Source organism: Hominiventricola aquisgranensis, from assembly GCF_040096225.1.
In the GTDB taxonomy this organism is placed as follows: domain Bacteria; phylum Bacillota; class Clostridia; order Lachnospirales; family Lachnospiraceae; genus Hominiventricola; species Hominiventricola aquisgranensis.
In genome coordinates this window covers 1-18,716 of the sequence record NZ_JBBMFC010000003.1, presented here as the reverse complement: position 1 = coordinate 18,716, position 18,716 = coordinate 1, and the positions used below count along the sequence as shown (strand labels likewise).

General features: G+C 46.7%; 16 protein-coding genes. All 16 read right to left on the bottom strand.

Annotated elements, in window-relative coordinates; all coding sequences use genetic code 11:
* Positions 1-19 precede the first annotated feature (19 nt).
* Positions 20-649 (bottom strand): MBL fold metallo-hydrolase, encoded by a 630-nt coding sequence (locus WMO62_RS02050; protein ID WP_349143641.1) that lies wholly within the window; start codon positions 647-649, stop codon positions 20-22.
* Between the two features lie 11 nt (positions 650-660).
* Positions 661-2,958 (bottom strand): RelA/SpoT family protein, encoded by a 2,298-nt coding sequence (locus tag WMO62_RS02045; RefSeq protein ID WP_118627450.1) that lies wholly within the window; start codon positions 2,956-2,958, stop codon positions 661-663.
* Positions 2,959-3,030: 72 nt separating this feature from the next.
* Positions 3,031-3,555, bottom strand: coding sequence for an adenine phosphoribosyltransferase (locus WMO62_RS02040; RefSeq protein ID WP_117497451.1), 525 nt, complete (start codon positions 3,553-3,555; stop codon positions 3,031-3,033).
* 105 nt (positions 3,556-3,660) lie between these two features.
* Positions 3,661-5,352 carry a single-stranded-DNA-specific exonuclease RecJ gene (recJ, locus tag WMO62_RS02035; RefSeq protein WP_349143640.1) on the bottom strand — a complete coding sequence of 564 codons (1,692 nt, stop codon included), beginning with the start codon at positions 5,350-5,352 and terminating at the stop codon, positions 3,661-3,663.
* A 19-nt stretch (positions 5,353-5,371) separates the two neighbouring features.
* Positions 5,372-7,516: a protein translocase subunit SecD gene (gene secD / locus WMO62_RS02030; RefSeq protein ID WP_349143639.1), complete on the bottom strand. Its 2,145-nt coding sequence runs from the start codon at positions 7,514-7,516 to the stop codon at positions 5,372-5,374.
* Positions 7,503-8,888, bottom strand: coding sequence for a thioether cross-link-forming SCIFF peptide maturase (gene scfB, locus WMO62_RS02025; protein ID WP_349143637.1), 1,386 nt, complete (start codon positions 8,886-8,888; stop codon positions 7,503-7,505). Before scfB ends, secD begins: the two co-directional genes overlap by 14 nt.
* A gap of 122 nt (positions 8,889-9,010) precedes the next feature.
* Positions 9,011-9,154 (bottom strand): six-cysteine ranthipeptide SCIFF, encoded by a 144-nt coding sequence (scfA, locus tag WMO62_RS02020; RefSeq protein ID WP_117497459.1) that lies wholly within the window; start codon positions 9,152-9,154, stop codon positions 9,011-9,013.
* A gap of 75 nt (positions 9,155-9,229) precedes the next feature.
* On the bottom strand, positions 9,230-9,676 hold the full coding sequence (locus WMO62_RS02015; protein WP_117497461.1) for a NanQ anomerase/TabA/YiaL family protein: 447 nt from the start codon (positions 9,674-9,676) through the stop codon (positions 9,230-9,232).
* Entirely contained in the window at positions 9,673-10,587 is a 915-nt protein-coding gene (locus tag WMO62_RS02010) for an SseB family protein (RefSeq protein WP_349143636.1), read from the bottom strand. The genes WMO62_RS02015 and WMO62_RS02010 overlap by 4 nt, the downstream gene beginning before the upstream one ends.
* Before the next feature lie 16 nt (positions 10,588-10,603).
* Positions 10,604-10,945, bottom strand: a complete 342-nt coding sequence (locus tag WMO62_RS02005) for a cupin domain-containing protein (RefSeq protein ID WP_117497465.1) — start codon at positions 10,943-10,945, stop codon at positions 10,604-10,606.
* A 106-nt stretch (positions 10,946-11,051) separates the two neighbouring features.
* Positions 11,052-12,320 carry a Wadjet anti-phage system protein JetD domain-containing protein gene (locus WMO62_RS02000; protein ID WP_349143635.1) on the bottom strand — a complete coding sequence of 423 codons (1,269 nt, stop codon included), beginning with the start codon at positions 12,318-12,320 and terminating at the stop codon, positions 11,052-11,054.
* A complete protein-coding gene (locus tag WMO62_RS01995) occupies positions 12,271-15,678 on the bottom strand; it encodes an SbcC/MukB-like Walker B domain-containing protein (RefSeq protein ID WP_349143634.1) in 3,408 nt (1,135 codons plus the stop codon). The genes WMO62_RS02000 and WMO62_RS01995 overlap by 50 nt, the downstream gene beginning before the upstream one ends.
* The gene (locus tag WMO62_RS01990) at positions 15,635-16,279 is read right to left on the bottom strand and encodes a DUF4194 domain-containing protein (protein ID WP_349143633.1); all 645 of its coding nucleotides are present in this window, start codon (positions 16,277-16,279) and stop codon (positions 15,635-15,637) included. The genes WMO62_RS01995 and WMO62_RS01990 overlap by 44 nt, the downstream gene beginning before the upstream one ends.
* Positions 16,280-16,281: 2 nt before the next feature.
* Positions 16,282-17,715: a Wadjet anti-phage system protein JetA family protein gene (locus WMO62_RS01985; protein WP_349143632.1), complete on the bottom strand. Its 1,434-nt coding sequence runs from the start codon at positions 17,713-17,715 to the stop codon at positions 16,282-16,284.
* Positions 17,706-17,957, bottom strand: coding sequence for a kinase (locus WMO62_RS01980; RefSeq protein ID WP_118440371.1), 252 nt, complete (start codon positions 17,955-17,957; stop codon positions 17,706-17,708). The genes WMO62_RS01985 and WMO62_RS01980 overlap by 10 nt, the downstream gene beginning before the upstream one ends.
* Positions 17,958-18,023: 66 nt before the next feature.
* The gene (locus tag WMO62_RS01975) at positions 18,024-18,557 is read right to left on the bottom strand and encodes a prolyl-tRNA synthetase associated domain-containing protein (protein ID WP_349143631.1); all 534 of its coding nucleotides are present in this window, start codon (positions 18,555-18,557) and stop codon (positions 18,024-18,026) included.
* Positions 18,558-18,716: the final 159 nt, after the last annotated feature.

The following is an 18,716-nucleotide window of genomic DNA, read 5'->3' as shown; positions in this document are numbered from 1 at the left end:
AAAAGCCTTTCTTTTCTTCCTACACAAATGAATTATACTTCTTCTCATGACCGATCGTGGTCTCTTCGCCATGTCCTGGACAGACGAGCGTATCATCTGGCAATAAAAAGAGTTTTTCTTTTACCGCACGAACTAATGCAGATGTACTTCCACCTGGAAAATCGCTTCTGCCCACAGACTCTGCGAACAGGGTATCTCCCGAGAACACGCAGCCTGCATCTGCCACGTAGTAAGAGCATCCTCCCGGCGTATGTCCCGGTGTATGGATAACCTGAATCTTCATGCCTGCCAGTGTCAGTTCCTGTCCGTCACGCAGCAATTCATCCGGCTCAAAAGTCACAACTTTGCGTTCAATAAAGACAGACAGATTCTTCTTTGCATCCAGAAGAAGGTCTTCTTCCTCTGTCAGTGCGTATACCTTCACCCCCAACTCTGTGCGAAGGGATTCGCATGCTCCCATATGGTCGATATGTCCATGGGTCAGCAGGATCGCAGTGATCTTCCATCCATGCTTCTCAGCTGCCGCACAGATCCGATCCGGTTCTGCTCCCGGATCGATCACAACAGCCTCTTTTGTATCTTCATTTGCCAGAAACCAGCAGTTCTCTGCCAGATTTCCCACATTGATATGTGTAACTTTACTGTTCATTATCTTCTCCCTTAGCTGGCAGACCTCTCAATATCCAGAACACTCTCAATCTGTCTGAGCTTCTCAATAATCTTGTTCAGCTCTTCCACGCTGGAAATATCAAAGCTGATAGTGATGGTAGCGGTTCCTTGTTTGCTGGTACGCACATTCATAGATGTGACGTCAATATTTCTCTCAGTGAGAGTCTTGGAAATATCCACCAGAAGGCCGGTACGGTTGTTGCCGTAGATCTTGATCTCCGTCGAATATTTCTCACTGCTTCTGGTCTGTGCACCTCCCTGCCATTCTGCATCAATCAGCCGTTCTCTCTCTGATTCCGCCAGATGGAGCATATTGACGCAGTCGGTCCGGTGAATCGTTACACCTCTTCCCCTGGTCACAAAGCCCACGATCTCATCACCCGGAACCGGATTACAACACTTTGAAAACCGCACTGCCACATCATCGATACCTTTTACAATAATGCCGCTCTTAGATTTGGTCACATGAAGCTTCTGCTCCTTTGCCTCCTTCATGCTCTCCATGATCTTGGCATCGGTCACTTCTTTCTTCTTTGCCTTCTCATACTCTTCCACCATCTTGTTGACGACCTGACCTTCTTTCAGTCCGCCATGTCCGATGGCTGCCAGTACAGATTCCCAGTCGCGGAATCCATATTTTCTAAGAACACTTTCCTGATACTCCGGCTTTACCACCTGAGCGGCAGGAATGCCCTTCATCTTACAATACTGGGCGATCAGTTCTTTTCCTTTTGTAATATTGCTTTCCTTGAACTCTGTCTTGAACCACTGGTTGATCTTATTTTTTGCCTGCGTACTCTTAACGGTGTTGAGCCAGTCACGGCTGGGTCCTTTGGAGTTCTGGGATGTAATGATCTCGATCCGGTCACCATTCTTGATCACCGTCTCGATAGGCACCAGCTTTCCGTTGACTCTGGCACCAATCATCTTGTTGCCGACCGCACTATGGATACTATATGCAAAGTCAATCGTATTGGAGCCATTTGGCAGTGTCTTCACATCGCCACCTGGTGTAAAGCAATATACACTCTCGGAGAACAGATCCAGATCACTCTTTAAGAGACTCATGAATTCCCGGTTATCGGACATGTCACGCTGCCACTCCAGGATCTGACGGAGCCAGGTAAGCTTTGCCTCCGCGCTGTTCTTACCTTCAACGTTCTGCTCATTGCTTCCGCCGCTCTCCTTGTATTTCCAGTGGGCAGCGATACCATACTCTGCGGTACGGTGCATCTCATAAGTACGGATCTGGATCTCAAAAGGCTGTCCCTTCGGACCAATCAGCGTAGTATGCAAAGACTGGTACATATTGGCTTTGGGCATGGCAATATAATCTTTGAAACGTCCCGGAATAGGCTTATACATCTCATGGATCACACCCAGTGCCGCATAACAGTCTTTGACAGATTCCACCAGAATACGTACAGCAAACAGATCATAGATCTGATCCAGTGTCTTATCCTGGTTAACCATCTTTTTATAAATGCTGAAGAAATGTTTCACTCTTCCCTGTACATCTGCCTCGATCTTGGCATTGTCCATGTGCTGTTTGACTTCCGCCACGATGGACTGTACATATTTCTCACGGGTACTCTTCTTCTCTGCGATCTGGGATACCAGATCATAATAGACATCCGGCTCCAGATATTTCAGTGCCAGATCATCCAGCTCGATCTTTACTTTCGAAATACCAAGACGCTGTGCAATGGGCGCATAGATGTCCATGGTCTCTCGTGCTTTTTCCTTCTGTTTTTCCGGCTTCATGTATTTCAGAGTACGCATATTGTGAAGCCGGTCCGCCAGCTTGATGAGGATAACGCGGATATCTTTTGCCATTGCAAGGAACATTTTTCTCAGGTTCTCTGCCTGTTCATCCACTTTATCTGCGGAATAGCTCAGCTGACCCAGCTTGGTGACTCCATCTACCAACAGTGCCACCTCATCACCAAATTCCTTTGCCAGGTCTTCTGTAGTCATCGGTGTATCCTCTACCACATCATGAAGAAGACCTGCTGCAATACTTTCCTTATCAAGCTCCAGATCTGCCAGAATAATTGCTACACAAAGCGGGTGAATGATATACGGCTCACCGGATTTACGCACTTGTCCGTCATGGGCCTTTTTTGCCACCTGGTATGCTTTTTCGATCATGGAGATGTCCGCAGATGGATGATATTTGGTCACGCGCTGCACCAGTTCCTGATATAATTCATCAGGGCTGGTAAAATCTTCCATCTTAACGATACTTCTGTCATCCTCCTGCACTTCTCTTGCCTGTTCTTCCGTCATATCAATCACCACTTCTCTGTCTATCTATTTTTTTCCGATACAGTACATTCTTTTGTCCTGCATCAGCTGCTTTTATTTGCCTTCGTAACGAATTACACTCTCTACATCATATTTGCTCAGCTTCTCACGACCATGAAGTCCTGCCAGCTCCATCAAAAATATGATTTTAACCACTTCACCGCCCAGCTGCTCCACCAGCTTTGCTGCTGCCTCAATGGTACCACCGGTTGCGATCAGATCGTCGATCAGTACCACCTTCTGCCCAGGTTTGATGGAATCCTTGTGCATCTCAATCTCTGCACTGCCATACTCCAGGTCATAACTCACAGATACGGTCTCTCTTGGAAGTTTTCCTTTTTTGCGGACCAGTACAAACGGTTTATGAAGGTTGTATGCGATCGGCATTCCGAAGATGAATCCTCTGGACTCCGTTCCTGCGATCACATCAAAGTCAAGGCCTTCCAGCTTCTTCTGCAGACTGTCAATAGCCAGCTGCAATCCCTCTGCATCCTGCAGAATGCTGGTCACATCTCTGAAAATGATTCCTGGTTCCGGATAATCCGGAATACTTACTACATAATCCTCTAACTTTTTCATCTGTCTTCTCCTTCTCTATCGCTATGCCTTTGGCATAATCTTTTCCTCTATAAACTGGTGTCAGACAACACCATAACAGAATAAATATAGCACAAATTCATGCAATCAGCAATAGTCCAGAATCCTCAGCTGTAATGTCCTCTGCCCCCGGAATTCATTAATCTCCGGATAATACAAAAATGCCAGTCTGGGCTTTTGCTGCATGGTCTTTAACACTTCATTCATCTGATCACTGAAATAGATTCCATCCATCGTGGTCCCACTTTCATCCTTCAGCTTCAGCCTTAGTACATTCTGATTCTTGCCAAGAACACGGGTTTCTAACACCTGCACTCCTTTCGCTGCGAATACCGGCTTACTATTTCCTTTTCCAAAAGGTTCCAGCAGAGATAATTCCTCCACCAGCCGCTCTGATACATAGGAAAATGGCATGGCAATGTCGATCCGCACTACTTCGGTCAGATCCTTTTCCGTCAGTGTACACAGTTCATTGAGTCTTTTCCGGAACTTTTCCACATGTTCCTCCGGCATAGACACACCAGCCGCCATAGGATGTCCACCGTATTTCGTATAGAGCTCCTTACACTTGCTCATCTCTTCAAACATAGAGTAGGTCTCAATAGAACGCCCGGATCCTTTTACTCCATCCTGCGATCTGGTCAGCACAAACACTGGCCGGTAATAGCGTTCCCTGATCCGTCCAGCGATAATTCCCGCAAGACTCTCATGACAGTCGGGTAGATAGATTACCAGTACCCGATCCCTTTTCATGTCACTGTTTTCGATCTGGTCAAGAGCCTGCTGCACACCGTCATCCGTCATGGATTTTCGTTCATCATTGAGTGCTTTTAACTCTGCAGCATTTACAAGTGCTTTTTCATAATCTGTAGTCTTTAAAAGCTCCAGCGCCCGCTTTGCCGTATCCAGCCGTCCGCTTGCATTGATACATGGTCCTAAGACAAATCCAATATGAAATGCCGAAATAGTCTCTCTGGAGATCTCATTGACTTCTATCAATGCCGAGATTCCCGGATGAGTGGTGGTCTTCAGAAGCTTCAGTGCTTCTTTCACCAGGATTCGATTCTCTCCGGTCAGATCCATCACGTCTCCCACTGTGGCAAATCCTGCAAACAGCAGCAGATCCTCATAAAGCTCCTGTTCTGGCACTCTAAGCTGTTCCCACAGAGCACTGACCAACTTCCATGCCACACCTGCTCCACACAGATTTTTATATGGATACGGACAATCCTTCTGGTGGGGATTGACTACCACATCTGCTGGCGGGATCTCCTCCTGCAGTTCATGGTGATCCGTAATGATCACTGTCATTCCCAGACTTTTGGCATAGGCGATCTCTTTCACTGCCGCAATTCCGTTGTCACAGGTCACGATGGTATCTACACCTGCATCATATGCCCTCTTTACCAGATCTTCATTAATCCCATAGCCATCCTTCTTCCGGTCCGGAATATCTGTATCTACTTCTGCCCCGGCTCTTGTCAGTCCCCTGAGAAGAATGTAAGTGGAACATACACCATCAATGTCATAGTCTCCGATGATCCGAATGGAGGCACCTTCCTTTATTTTTTTCTGTAAAATCTCAACTGCCGGAATGATCCCTTTCATCACAGAAGCAGAACAGAGATCCGACAGTCCCCCATACAGGTACTGTCGGATCTCTGATTCTTCTGTGATATCCTTATTACGGATCAGCCGGGCAGTCAGGGAGCTGATTCCAAACTTCTCACCGATCGACTGAAAATCTGCTCCTTTTCTGATCTCTACCCATTTTGCCATTGGCTTTCCTCTCTGTCCGTTATTTTTTCTCACCCAGTTTTGTACGCATTACATACCACAGGGCACCGGTAATGCATACGGAAGAGTAGGCACCGCACACAATACCAACCATCAGTGGAAGTGCAAATTCACGGATGGATGCAACACCCAGGATGAACAGCACTGCTACCATAACGAAAGTAGTCAGGGAAGTATAGATACTTCTGGTAAGGGTCTGCGTGATACTTGCATTAACCACATCCTCCAGAGTATCTTTCTTCTTCATATCTGTAAGATTCTCACGGATACGGTCGAAGATAACGATGGTTGCATTGATGGAGTAGCCGACAATCGTCAGCATACATGCGATAAAGGTATTTCCTACGGAAATTCTTGCAGCTCCATAGAATACCAGAACAACCAGTACATCATGCACCAGAGCAGCTACTGCACTGGTTGCAAAACGGATATCCTTGAAACGAACCCAGATATAGATCAGCATACAGATCGTCGCAATGATTACAGATACGACTGCATCATGCTTTACTTCCTGGCTGATGGCACCGCTGATACTCTCTGCTGTGATTGCCGTATCTCCCAGCTCAAAAGTTTCTGTCAGACTGTTATCCAGCTCCTGTCTCTGATCCAGACTCAACTCCTTGGTCTTGATAATAACCTGATTAGTTCCTGCAACCTTCTGGGTCTGAATATCATTATCACCAGTCACTGCGGATACTACCGGAACGACTTTTTCATCAATGTCAGCAATAGACATATCTTCATTGAATTCAACAGTTGTTGCAGTTCCTCCCTGGAATTCCAGGCTGTATGCCAGGATTCCTTTTCCGGATCCGGCATTGATTCCCATATAAATAAGTCCTGCCACGATCACTGCCAGCGAAGCTGTAAAGAATACTTTTCTCTTGCCAAGGAAGTTGATCGGTGCTCTCTCTTTGACTGTACCGTACCACTTCTCATCCTGCAGTCCCAGTGCATACAGCGCATTCAGTACCTGTCTGGTCACAACCAGTGCGGTGAACATGGATACGATAATACCAAGTGCCAGAGTCTGTGCAAAACCTTTGACACTTCCGGATCCCTTGAATCCAAGCACAATAGCGGCGATCAGAGTCGTCACGTTACCATCCACAATAGCAGACAGTGCTTTCTGGAATCCGATCTTAATGGAAGACTTCACAGTCTTGCCGGTTGCGATCTCCTCGCGGATACGGGAGAAGATGATAACGTTGGCATCCACGGCCATACCGATAGACAGAACGATACCTGCAATACCCGGCAGGGTCAGAGTCATCTCAAAAATATTCAGAAGTACCAGTACAATACCTATATAGGAAGTAAGCGCAATACCTGCAGCCAGACCCATGATACGGTACAGAATAATCATCAGGACAACTACAATAGCGAATCCGATAGCACCTGCCACAAGGCTGGTGGAGATTGCTTCGCTACCCAGCTTAGCACCTACCACGTTAGACCGCAGCTCCTGAAGTTCCAGGGACAAAGAACCGATACGGATGGTGGATGCAAGCTGATCAGCCTGCTCGTATGTAAAGTTACCGGTGATCTGACATCTTCCATCAGTAATTGCATTCTGGACATTCGGAGCACTGATCACGCTGCCATCATAGACAATTGCGATCTGCTTTCCAATATTTGCAGAAGTTGCCTCAGCAAATTTCTGTGCACCTTCATCCGTCAGCACCAGTTCTACCACATACTGACGATTCTGATAACTGTCTGTGGTGGAACCTGCCTGCGCCTCGGCCACATCAGTTCCTTCCAGTACCACTTCACCATCTGTGGTCTGGAACTGCAGAGAACCTGGTTTTCCAAGCTCTTCCAGAATTGCATTTGCATCAGTCACACCCGGGATCTCGATATTGATCCGGTCAGCACCTTCCTGATAAACCTCAGCCTCGGTACTGTAATTTTCCACACGCTTCTGCAGCTTGTAGATCGTGTCTGCCATATCTTCTGCACTTGGTGCTTCATCGCCCACTGCCTGGTAGGTGATACTCACACCGCCTGCCAGATCCAGACCCAGATGGATCTTATCTGCAGAACCCAGTCCGTCTGCTCCCCAGCCTGCTGCTGAAGTGAACAGCAGAAGACCGGTCAGGACAACCGTCAGAAGCAGGGTAACAACTGCTCTAGATTTCTTCATTTGCTCTTTCCTCGTCTTTCTCCGCCTGAGCGGCCTTGATCATGATCGCGCACTCTACACGTTTGCGCTCCAGCTCACAACTCACATCATATGCATCATTGATGGAGCCGTGGAATTTATAAGAGTTTGCCGCACAACCGCCGCTGCAGTAGAATTTGGCAAAACAGTTCCGGCATTTTTCCTTGGAGTAAACGTTACACTCTTTGAACTCTTCTCTGATGTCCGGGCGGGTGATTCCATCATCCACATTTCCCATCAGATATTTCTCTTCGCCTACGAACTGATGGCACGGATAGAGGTCTCCCCACGGAGTCACTGCCAGATATTCGGTTCCTGAACCACATCCGGACAGTCTCTTTGCCACACAGGGTCCGCCTGTCAGATCCAGCATGAAATGGAAGAAATTGAAATCCTTGTCTGTATGATATCTGTTCACCATCTCGGCTGCCAGCTTGTCATACTCTGCAAAGATCTCCGGCAGATCCTCTGCCTGCAGTGCATAATCTTCCTCATCAGATCCTACTACCGGCTCCACAGAGATCTGCTTGAATCCCAGATCTGCCAGATGAAGCACGTCGTTGGAGAAATCCTTGTTGTTCTTGGTAAATGTACCGCGCACATAATATTTTTCCTGATTCCGGCTCTCTGCCAGCTTTTCAAACTTCGGCAGAACCAGATCATAGCTTCCTTTTCCGTTACGGAACGGTCTCATACGGTCGTGAACTTCCTTACGTCCATCGATACTCAAGACCACGTTGTCCATCTCACGGTTTACGAACTCCTGTACCTCATCGTTCAGCAGAACGCCATTGGTTGTCAGAGTAAAACGGAATCTCTTATTATGAAGCTTCTCCTGCTCTCTTCCGTATGCAACCAGGTCTTTGACAACCTGCCAGTTCATCAACGGTTCGCCACCGAAGAAATCCACTTCCAGATTGTGTCTGCTTCCGGAATTGGCGATCAGGAAATCCAGTGCCTTCTTACCTACCTCGTAGCTCATAAGAGCACGACGTCCATGATACTCGCCCTCTTCTGCAAAGCAGTAACGACAGGCCAGATTACAATCATGGGCAATGTGCAGACACAGTGCCTTAACTACCGGCTTCTTTGCCTCCACAATATCGTGGATATAATTTTCATAAATATCCTCTGTATAGAGTTTTCCGGCTTTGATCAGCTCGTCCAGATCTTCTGCTGCCTCCCGGATCTCAGCTTCCGGGTACTTATCTTTCAGAAGAGCAACTGTCTCATCCAGTCCTTTTTCCTTGTAATAAGGAACCATATCGTAGATCAGATCATCTACCACATGGACAGATCCACTGTTTACATCCAGCAGAATATTATAACCATTGTTCTTATACTGATGAACCATGTATGTTTTCCTTTCTGTTCTGTGTTGTATATCCAATATTTTCTCTGTTTTCATGTTGTCTCTATGACAAAGAAGAAGCAGCGGCGGGAGCCACTGCTTACTCATTCACTGAAAAACTCCTCTTATTTGCTGTGCTCGCAGGTCTGATTTCCTACGGTACAGGAAGTCTTGCATGCAGACTGGCAGGAAGTCTGGCACTCGCCACATCCGCCTTTTTTCATGGTGTTCTGCAGAGTCTGAGTATTCAAAGTCTTAATATGTTTCATCCGTGTTTCCTCCTGAATGATTTTTCTACATAACTTAGATAAGTATAGCACATCTACAATGTTTGCGTCAACTGTTTACACCGGTACTTTTACAAGAACCTTGCGGATCGTCTTCTCTTCTCCACTGGTAAGCCCTGCCATATGGGCATCCTCCGGAAAGGTAACTGCGAAATCACCTGGATGAAGAGTTACCGTAGATCCACCTTCACATGCCGGAGCTTTCATACGCTCTTTGGCTTCATCATACTCGCCCCACCCTGGAACCAGTGCAGTCTCCATAACAGTGACCAGCTCACTCTCTTCCAGCGGGAAATGAATATCAATGTATTTTTTATGTGCTTCCCAGTCGCGGCTGTTTTTCAGACCCTGATCCAGAAGCTTCACAAATACACCTGCTTCCAGATCCAGCTTTCCGTTCTCCAGTTCTTTAAAATCACCTGCTGCCAGATAGTCAAGAGCCACATCCAGTGCATGGCTGATTCCTTTATAATGGTCAATATACTTTACATTTCCCCAGATCATTTTTGATCTCCTTCCAGTCCAAATTTCTTCATAAGCTTTGGAATCATCTCTTTCGTCAACGGAATAGAAAATCCCATGGGATTCAGCATATATGCCTTTGCCTGTTTTCCCTCAAATTTTTCCAGCTGCGTAAATGGTATCTGAATAGAGCGAAGAGCTCCTTTTCCCTGGGCATATTTCTGGAACTCCCAGATATCGGTAAATACCGGGAAGAACAAATCACCATTCTGATGCTTCAGATATGGGATCTGGCACTCCTTCAGATTTAACTGCGGGTCTTTTTCCTTTCCTTTCGGTGGAAGCACCGGCATAAATACCTTTGCTTTTACCAGATTGGAAGAAAATTCTTCATCCAGATCATGAAGCACTTTCCGGTCTACAGCATCTTTTCCTTTTCTTGCTTCCTGCATAAGATATACGCCAGTCAGCTGAAGGTTCGGCTGATACAAGGCATTAGCTGCCACTTTTTTCTGAAAATCCTCAGGCAGCACATTTTCCAGTTCAATCAGTTCTGCAGGAGCATCTGCGGCTTTATAGCACACTGCATTCACTCCCATGAACGGAAGAATACCCAGATGCTGTCGAACCTGATTGAGAAATACTTTCCGTTTCTCTCCATCTGGTTCTTCTGGTTTCACCGGAAGCTCCAGCTCCAGCGTCTTTAGATCCCGCACAAGTACACGAATACCTTTTTCGTCATATACTTTTGCCGCTGCTTCTGCATCTTCCTTCGTCTCATACAGCAGAACCTGATCGAAAAAATTCTCCTGTTCACACTCAACATAAGGGAGGTTTGTCAGAGGTGAGATCAGTGCATAGGCCTCTTTTAAATCCTGCACCTTCTCTGCAACTGTCTTTTTATCCGCCGTATTTTTCATGCGGTCTTTCAAATCGATAATATCTGCTGCCATCTTTGTTCTCCTGTCTCTACTCGTTATATACCAAAGCCATCATGACCAGCTCTTCATCAGAATCATTTTCAAATCCATGATGCTGTCCACATTCAATGATACAGACATCGTCCGGTCCTACCGGGATCCGGGAACCATCATGATCGATAAACGTTCCATGACCGGAAAGCACATAGTACGGCTCAGTCTCACCAATATGATCATGCACACCAATGCTGCTGTGCGGCTCCATCTTCACCAGTGCATACATTCTTCCGTGACCGTTCAGTTCCTCCGGTTTCAGGATGTGATGCATCTCAAGCTTGCCTTTGCCTCCACGAAGGCCTTCTACTGTTTTTATCTCTGCTTTACGTACCATTAAGAATATCTCCTTTCGTAACTGCTCCAATGTGACTATTTTACCACAGTTGTCTCTGTCATGCACCTAAAATTTCAGCAACACAGGTCTCCCTGCGAAATTCTGTTTACAATAAAAGCAATTCCTGTTCAATTTCCTTGCCATTCTTCAGAATTGCTTCTTTCAGTGGAGTCAGAACACCTGCATCCATCTGCTCAAATCTTTCTCGCTTGTCTGTTTCCAGCGAAATACTTGCACCCATCTGTAAAGCCATCTTATAATCTGTCACATCCATTTTCCAAGGCTTCAACCTGGGAAACAGGTTCTTCTGCAGAAATTTGAAAATCCGGATTCCGCCGTAATCCATGTCTCCCCAGTGAAAATATTCGGTATTCGTTCCAGCTAAGGCAACCACCCTGGAAAGGAACTTTCTCTCAGGCGGGCTGAAAAATCCATGGCAGAAAATATACAATGTATCCGGTCGAAATTGCATCTTTTCATAATTTGCTTTATTCTCAATCGTCATAATCTGTCGGATTCCCACTATACTTATCGGAACCGCATTTTCTAATGTCTGTTTGTTGAACATTGTTCCGTATATCTGTGCTGCTGTGCTAATTGCCGGTCCATCATCGATTCGATAGGATACAGCTCCCTTAAATTCCAATGTCTGCGCATAAGTCAGAATTCCATGAGCTGTCAGCAGTTCTTCGTCAGACATTCCTTCTTCATATAACGGAGAATATTGCTTCAGAACACTCAATACCGCAGACTGATAGATCTTCTCAAATCGTTTGGTTGGTGTAATCTTCGATTCACTCTGCTTCGTTTGCGCAATCCCATTCCATATTGTACAGACCTGTGCACTGAATGCTCTGCGATATAACGGTTTCCTCTCTTCTGCTGTCTTGTTTAAAAACAAGAAAAACAGCGGGTCTTCCAAACCTGGTACATCCTTTACAAGCTTTCCGCTGTTCAGTCGTTCCAGTATATGATCATAATAGGGAATCAGCCAGTCTGCCTGCGCTACGCGGCTTTTCCAGCTCTCTGTCAGTTCCATCTGTGACAACTGCCGCTCCCTTGGATCTTCGATCTGCTCCACCTGGCAGAGCAGCGGGATTGCGTCAGGACTGACTATGATCTTCTCGATCTCTGTCCTGACTGCTTTCCATTTTACTATAATTTTACCGGAAATACCGGTAAGTTTTTCCAACTCTCCAGCCTGTCTGAGCAGCACAGAACGACCACCAACCGCATCAAGCAGTTTCTGATCTGCTTCTATATGCCATTGCTTACTTCGCGTTCCGGCACGATAGCTATCACATTCGGCTTTCTCAATGATGTATCTACTCAATGACTGTATCTTCTGTTTCGTCCGCTCCTGCTTCATCGCCATCTTCCTTCTCCCCTGCAATCATTTCCAGATAACTGCCTTTATCAATGTGCATCATGGAGATCTGGTTCTGATACCGACGGAATCCATAGACGCAGTCTACGTTGCGGATCAGGGATTGAAGTCGCTCATCCGGCACACAGACGATAAGCTGCAGTTCCAGCTCTCTTGCATAGCGCAGGCACACTTCACTTCGCTCCTTGTCCATCTTGGAAAATGCCTCATCCAGCAGTACCAGACGGACTTTGGAATCCCGGCTGCTCTGCTGCATATAAAGCATGGCAAAACCAGCCAGCAGTGCTACATATTTCGGGTTCTGTCCCTCACCACCCGAATCACGGCCTGCCATCTCATCTACCGGATTCTTCCGGATAGAACCATCCGGATTTTCTACTTTCTCATACATACTGAAGGTCAGATAATTGCGGTAATCAGCGTAACGCTCCATCTCCTGACGACGTTTCTCCAGACCAGAAGCATCCTCCTCTCTTGGCGGCATGAATTTCTCCGTCAGAAGCTGGATCTTCTGCTCATACTTCTGATAGAAATCATCCTCCAGAAGGCTCATCTGTCCTTCATACCCCTGATTATCCATGACCTTGCTGTCCAGTTCTTTTGCCGTCAACATCTCATAGAACTGTCCGTTCTCATTCTGCGCTGGAAGGATCTCGATCTGGTACACACTGTCAGAGAAACGAATGCGTGACAGCAGACGATTGATATCTCTTGCGTGACGGTATGCTGCCTTGATCTCTCCGTGGATCGCCGCGATCACGTTGTCCCGGAGACTTGCATAGACCAGTTCACACTGCTTTGCAAATTCTTCTTTAAACTGCGGTTCAAAATCTCTGCGACACTTCTCCAGTACCTGGTCGTAACAGTCGTTATCCTTATCCGGATCTGCAAAATCATAGACCGGATATTTCTGGTTAAAATGATTCCGGGCACGGGTCCGGTCTTCCCGCTGTTGTTCTTCCTGTTCAGTAAGCTTCACCAGTTCCTGCCGCTTCTTGTTCCGATAGGCGGCTTCTGAAAGAGTCGCCAGATTCTCCGTCACTTCTGCCAGCAGTTCTTCATTTTCCACAAAGCCTTCCTGAAGAATGGTCAGTTTTTCTTCATAGCCCTTCACATCTGACTCTGCACTTCCCAGTGCTTTGGTCTGATTCAGCAGCTCTGTCTGGATCTTCGCCAGACGCTCCTTAATCTGGCTCTCCTGTTCCTGAAGTTCTGCCTGCTTTGCCGTCAGTTCTGACATGAGGGTTCCATTTTTCAGTTCCCGCAGCTCCTCTTCCAGTCGATCCTGCTCTTTTGCCGCATCTTCCAGCTGTGCGGCTGCCTTGGACAATGCTGCCAGCTGCGCCGGATCCAGGCCAAGCTTTTCAAATCCCATGGCACGCTTCAGGCTGTCACGCAGATGAATGGACTCCTGATACTCCTTCTCCAGACGGAACACTTCATCCGTCAGCTCCTGCAGTTTTTCCTTGGAAACTTTTGTTCCGATGCAGGCTCTGGTAGTATAATCTGCCTCGCGCAGATGACGGAACATATAGTTGCTGTAAGAATAACAATCCGGCGTCACACCGTCGCGAACCTGGTCCAGCTCTTCTACAGTCTCGCATTTTACGATGCGTCCCAGATACCTCTTCAGACACAGATCCACGTAAGCTTCTTCTGTCCGCACTGTCTCATATAAAGTTCCCGACTGTGCCGTGGGCTCATCTCGCTTGATCGCCGCCGTATTGATCAGGTCGATCTCCTGATACTGCTTCATTCGACGGAACAGTTTCGCCGCATCCAGCGCATATTCCGGTGGTGTGATCAAACTGAATTTCACACGACCCATGCGACCTTCCACCGCATTTTTCCATTTTTCATCTGTAATATCAAACAGATCTGCAAATACAGAGACCGGCACTTTCTTTCCATATAGATTAGTGAGTGCTGCCTCCAGTTGGGTTCTCGCCTTTTTCAGCTTCTGGTCATAGTGCTTCCTGTCATTTTTCAGATCTTCCAGGATCTCTTTTTTCTCTGCCAGATCTTTTCCTGTCTCCCGAAGACTGGTGCCAAGATCCTCATATTCTTCTGACACGGCGGAAGCTGCTTCTTCCAGCCGTCTTGCCAGCTCCTGACACTGTTTTTCCGTCACAGAACCTTTGCGGAATTCACTGATCAACTGCAGGGCAAAATTGCTCACATAGCCGGTAACATTTTCATCCTCTTCCCAGGCGCATAGTCCTTCTACGATACCGCGCCACTGACGGCTGTTGCCTGCCAGCAGAACAATCTTGTCTTTTAATGCCTGCAGTTCCTTTTCCTTCTGACCATAATCACTGGCTTTCAGTCTGGAACTGACCTCGATCAGAGCTTCCTGACAGCTTTTCTGTTCCTTTTCTTTTTCCTTCTGCTCTGTCTCCAGCGATCCAATCTTCGTCTTTAAGCCCTGCAGATCCTGACTTCTCGCTTCCAGATGAGCTTTCGTGCTCTCGATCTCAATGTATTTCAAAATGGCTTCTGCACGAACCATATCTGACCGGGTACTGACCAGTGCCGTATGGCTCTCATGAATCGTATCCAGCATGTGGATACGTTCCTCCAGATCCTCTACTTTTTCCTTAATCTCCCGGTAAGCACCAAGCTGCTCACTGATCTTCTCAATGGCACTCTCCTGACTTCTGGGGAACATGTAATCCCGGATAAACTGTCCTGTACCGTTAGTCATCCGAAGGGCAATGGCACTCTTCTCCATAGTCATAAGACGAGTCGGATCCACGCCTCCCAGGATCACGTCATAAAGAGTTGCTACATAAGCCTCTCTGGACGGATAGATCCGATTCAGTTCCACTCGTCCTCGATTGTCCGCCGACTGTTTTCTCGTCTCGCAGAGCTTGCGGATCTGTGCTTTGGAATAAGGCACGCCATCCGCATTCAGATATCCGTCCTCCGGGATGGAACCCGAATGGCTGAAAAATGCATATTTTCCATTGATATCCATATCCGTTCTGCCGATCTCAAATACCGCGCCAAAACAGGTGGTGGTATGAAGCCCGGTATCCTTTACTTCCAGAACCAATGTAGAATAAAAATCCTGATCCGCTCGGTTGGACGTACCATCCTTCTGTGCACCACGCAGATAGCTCATGACGCTTCTTCGGTTCTTCGCATCATCCGCTGCCTTATTCAGAAAAGATGCAGACACACTTCCATAGAGGACTACCTGCACAGCGTCCATTACCGTTGATTTACCTGATCCGCTCTTGCCGCTGAACAGGTTCACATATTCATGAAATTCCATCATTCGATGGCTGATGCCGCCCCAGTTATTGATCAGCATCCTCGTAATGATCTTCTTCGCCTGCTTCAAGGTCTTCCTCCTTCAGTTCTTCTCTGTATTTTTCTACGATCTTGTCAATATCCAGTGATGCACAGTACAGATTGATCGTACTGTAAATATAGATAGGTGTGGTATCTTCCACATCTTTGACGGCTCCCGGCACATCGATCATCTGATGCACCCTCATCACATACAGTGCATCTCTCCACTCTGCATCCGTCAGCTTTCTGGTGATCAGATTGGTATTTTTTCCATATTCACGCATCTCTTCCAGTGTAGTCATGGTGGCATTTAAGCCTTCTCCCATAATCTTATCACGGTAAATAAGCTTCAGGATCAGGATCAGCAAAGTAGTCGTCAGATTCAGACGTTCCGTTGCTACTCCTTCTCCTGTCAGCCGGAAAATATGTTCCTGCGGATCATGGGTCAGCTCACAGCCCAACACCGACAAATATTGTTCAATAAATGCCCGATGACGTACGCAAGTCTCATACCGGGGATTATCCCTGCGGATCAGCGTGGCCGGGTCGTATTTTACCTGTAAAATACAGGTCTGCCGAAACAGATCCCGGATCGTGCGCTTTACATTATCAGCCTCCGTCATGGAGAGTTCTTCCAGATAAGATGTCATTCTTAATTCTTCTCCTCTATGGTCAGCCGTGAGAATTTAAAGCCTGTCTCTCCCTGAGATACCAGCTCTTCTCCGACTTCAATTTTCTGTTTTCCTTCTGCCAGCTCGGTGGCTTCCTGCCATACAAAGAACAGTTTTTCCAGATCCTCTACAGACTGGATATCTTTGCTATCTGCCTCGAAGACACCATGCTTCATGTGCTGCTTCCGGAACCGGTCGATCTCCCTGTGAGTATAGAGCGGCTTTAATACAAATTCTTCCAGTCCGTTCTCTGGCTCTTCCACAGGCTTCTGTACCGCTGCCGGTGCAAATGCTTCTTTATCGCTGTCTCTTCTAGTGTACAGACTTTTCTCTGTAATCACGCGGAACGGTGATGTCACCTGGATCTTCTCTGCCAGATCCTGTATGATCTCTTCCTTCTTGTCACTGCGGCTCAACAGATTCACAAGCTGTAGAGTCTTATCCTCTCTTCGGTCACCTTCCTGAAGCAGATATCGGATCCTTGCCGCTGCACGGCTGGCAAAGATGGTCTTCTGCTCGATCAATCGATTATAACGCTTCTCTACCGCATCAAATTCCCGCTCGATCTGAACGATCAAGTCACTGGCTTCCTCACAACGAGTCAATGCTCTCTGAAGCCGGATACCCGTCAATGCCTCCCGCTCTGCTGTTGACATAGAAAAGATCCTCTGCTCCAGTTCCTGCTGCCGTAACTCATTTTCCGACAGATTCTGGTCGATCAGCTCCTTGACAGCTTCCTTATACCGATAAAAACTGTCCGTAGTGGTCAGGATCGCATACTTTTTGCTGTCGCTGTTGTTGATCTCCTTCACAAGCACTTCCTGAATACCTCGGAAATCCCGCTGTCTGGACAGTTCATCAAAATACCCTCGCATGCCTTCCCGCATATTTCCCAGCATTCTGGACAACCGTCTGGAAGTCTGAAGGGCACTTTCCAGAATCTCATTATTCTTCTCTGCATCCGAACTGTAAGTAAAGAGATAACTATAGACAGCCAGCACGCTCTCCCGTTCGCTGCTGTCCTCTTCCTTATATAATTTCTGAAATAATTCCACATACAACTGGCTATATTCCGGAAAGGATACCACATAGCTGTTCAGCGTCTCATCATAGTCCTTTCGAAGCCATCCCCACTCTTCAAAATAGTTCAGACAAACTGCCGCCATATTGCTGCGGGTCAGAAGGCTTCCTTCTTCATCGAAGCGTTCTTCGCTCCAGTCAATGGTAGTCTCTGTCAGCTTTTCATTGATAATGGTCCGACATTCCTGTTCTGTAAGTCCCAGTGTGGAACCTGATCTGCTGCTTTCCTCACAGATCGCCACCAGAAATGTCATATAGTAATCCATATATTTGTTTCCAAAGAGCCGGTAAAAATCCTTTGGAATCTGGCTCATCAGATTTTTTGTCAATGCCATTCCTTCATAATCTCCAACAATTCTGTCTCATAATCACCCGTCAGCTCCTCTGAACGGCCGCCATGGCGGATGTTGGTCTCCACACCCCACTCATCTCCATCATGAAATTCCCAGATATGATAGGGAACTCCCCGATATTCAAAATCAATGCTGCCACAGTCATCTTCGCAACAGTGACTATATTTCCAACCCTTTTCCTCCAGAAAAGCAAGCACCCGGGCAAAATGTGATGTCTGTTCCATATAACTAACTCCTCTATTCTCCATCGTTAATTCTTTGCTATTGATTGTTATCATTATTAATCTAAATTACAGCTTCACCTTCATAAATGGATGATTCATGGCCGGAATCACCTTTTCCACCAGATCCTTTGTCTTCAAACGAATACTGGAAGTATTGATACATGGATGACATCCAATATATTCTCCCCCCAGCACATCCTCATCAATCAGAAGCTGTACCTGACGTTCCTTATCATTCATCAGTCCCATGACACTGACAGAGCCCGGCGTAATGTCCAGGAATTCTTCCATATATTCCGGGTTTGCAAAAGACAACCGTGCGGAACCGATCTGTGCGGACAGATCCTTTGTATGAAATACCTTCGTATCTGGGATCATCAGCAGATAAAATGCCGTCTTCTGACGATTACATAAAAACAGATTCTTGCAGATCGTTGCCTGCAGAATCTCATCCGCCTCCTTGCAGTCTTCCATGGTCATGGCCGGACCATGATCTACTCTGTCATATTCCACACCTAACCCATCCAGAAAATCATAGGTGCGGATCTCTTTTTCCATTCTGCCCGCTGTATCTGCAGGTCTTCCCTTCTGTAACTCCATAATGCTCTCCTCTCGACTCATTAGCTTTCATTATATAACAAAATGAGAGATAAAAAAAGAGATCATCGTATCTCGATGATCTCAGACTGTAGACAAAGTGGTGTTTGACCGTTAGGCCAGGCACCACTTTTCTCTTGCGTTTATTTTATTCAGTAAAAA